Origin of the sequence: Candidatus Accumulibacter aalborgensis, from assembly GCF_900089955.1 — a bacterium.
Taxonomy (GTDB): Bacteria; Pseudomonadota; Gammaproteobacteria; order Burkholderiales; family Rhodocyclaceae; genus Accumulibacter; species Accumulibacter aalborgensis.
Genome location: NZ_FLQX01000057.1, coordinates 1 through 2,104, shown reverse-complemented (window position 1 = coordinate 2,104; position 2,104 = coordinate 1). Strand labels below are relative to the sequence as shown.

At 61.2% G+C, this 2,104-nt stretch carries 3 protein-coding genes; all 3 read left to right on the top strand.

All coding sequences use genetic code 11. The features are described 5' to 3' along the window. Window positions 1-101: 101 nt before the first annotated feature. The gene (locus ACCAA_RS04485; RefSeq protein WP_186406048.1) at window positions 102-671 is read left to right on the top strand and encodes a group II intron maturase-specific domain-containing protein; all 570 of its coding nucleotides are present in this window, start codon (window positions 102-104) and stop codon (window positions 669-671) included. Between the two features lie 219 nt (window positions 672-890). Beyond that, window positions 891-1,595, top strand: a complete 705-nt coding sequence (locus tag ACCAA_RS04480) for a cohesin domain-containing protein (RefSeq protein ID WP_186406047.1) — start codon at window positions 891-893, stop codon at window positions 1,593-1,595. After that, on the top strand, window positions 1,595-2,104 hold a 510-nt coding region (locus ACCAA_RS04475), incomplete at its 3' end, for a PKD domain-containing protein (RefSeq protein WP_342674026.1). The genes ACCAA_RS04480 and ACCAA_RS04475, both read left to right, overlap by 1 nt.

Here is a 2,104-nt window from a genome sequence, read left to right as displayed (position 1 = left end):
CCGCTACCGGCTGCCGCCTGATTGAGGGGCGGTGCCGGCGAGCGGGGGGCTAAACGATTACGCATCTGCTTGATCGGATCTGGGTCAGGCAGCAATGCTGCGTGAAATTGAAGGCGCGAATCGTCCGGTATGCGGATGATTTTGTGGTGCTGTGCGGGGGCAAAGTTGACCCGCCCCTTGCCACGGTACGGCGAGTGCTGGATCGACTTGATCTCACGCTGAACGAGAGCAAGACACGCATTGTTGATGCAAGGAGAGAGAGTTTTACTTTCCTGGGATTTGAAATCAGGGTGAGCAAGAGTTGGCGGTCGGGCAAAAGCTATCCGCATGTCTGCCCGGCACCCAAATCGCTTGCGAAAATCAAGGAACGTATCAAGCAACAGACGGATCGACGGCTCACACCAGTACCCTTGGGCGACGTAGTGAAGAATATGAATGCCAGCCTTCGTGGTTGGGTAGGCTACTTCCACTACCGAAATTCCAGCAAGGTACTCGACAAGGTGAAAACGCAGGCCGAACAACGCTTGCGGACGCACCTGATGAAGCGTCACAAGATACAGGATCGGGGAACAGCGTTACAGCGATTCCCACGTCAGAAGCTTTATGCGAACTACGGGTTATACAAAGTTCCGGTAACGGCAGGCTGGAAAACGGCGCATGCCTCGGTGTGAAGAACACCGGAAAGCCGTGTGCGGGCAAATCGCATGCACGGTTTGATGAGGGAGGATAGGTGAAGCAAACTATGGCAAGGCTATTGAGGCACCGCCAGACGAAAGGGGCGGTAACAGCTAGGCTAGGCCTAAGGAATGCAGAGCCTGTTCTCTACTCTACACGATTATTGGTCTCGTATTCTTGCGCAACACACTGGCTTTGTGGAGGATACCAAACGGATGAAAACCATTCGCCTCATTCGCACGCTGACACGGGGCCTGCTGGTGGCTCTCGTCGTGGTTTCGGGAGTGGCGTCGGCCTACACGCTCAGCTTCTCGCCATCGGCGCAAGACGTTGGGCTCGGCAGTTCCGCCACCGTCGAGGTCCGCATCACCGATGTCGCCCCAGAGCCACCGGGCAGTCCTGGCGGACTCGGCGACTACGATTTTGAAGTCGTCTACGATCCCACGATCATCACGTTCGACAAGGCTACCGACGCGGGTGCCCTTGGTTTGGCCATCGGCCTGGACGTTGATTTCCTGGCACCAGGCCGGCTGAACCTCAGTGCTTTCTCGCTCGAAGACCCGACAGATCTCCTCGCCCTGCAGAGCGATTCCATGCGGCTACTGACTCTTGGCTTCAAGAGCCTCGCTGTGGGCACCAGCGCACTGGCTTTCGAGAACGTCACGCTCGGCGACGTCAACGGTGTGGAACGGGAGCACTCGACGACCAGCGGCAGCATCACCGTGCTGTCCGCACTGCTACCCGAGCCCGGCACCCTGGCGCTGCTCGCCGGTGCAGGGCTGATCCTCCCTCCCCTACGATTGGCAAGTCCAGCCCGAGACGGCTCGCCAACCCATCACGAACGCCCAAGTCACTGGAAGACGGCAATGACCAGACAGCGCCTCGAACGCCGTGGCGCGCAGGCATCCCGCTGGCGGTGATGCAGACGAACGGCGACCAGCAAAGACCCCGCGCTCCCGCGCGTGGCCCTGAATCGCTGCCGCGGGCGGGCGCAGCAAGCGCTTGCCAGGGTGCGGCGAACTCGCTCCTTCGCGCTGCGCGACAGGCTCTGTGGCTCATCCTGCTCTCACTGATTCTTGCCGCTCAGGCTTGGGCCATTCCCTGCGATGTCGACCAAGACGGCGACATCGACCTCGACGACTTGAACCTCATCCAGAAAGCCATCCTTGCCCGCGCCAAGGTCAGCGGCCCCGACGACCCGCGCGACGCCGACGGTAACGGCGTCATCAACTCGATCGACGGCCGCTTGTGCGCGCTGCGCTGCACGCGCGCCAAGTGCAGCACGGTCAACCAGGCCCCCTTCGCCAACGCCGGCCCCGACCAGAGCGTGCCGCTCGGCAGCGTGATCAGACTCGACGGCAGCGCGTCCAGGGACCCCGAAGGAGCGACCCTCAGCTACGCCTGGTTGCTCATCGCCAGACCAGCCGGC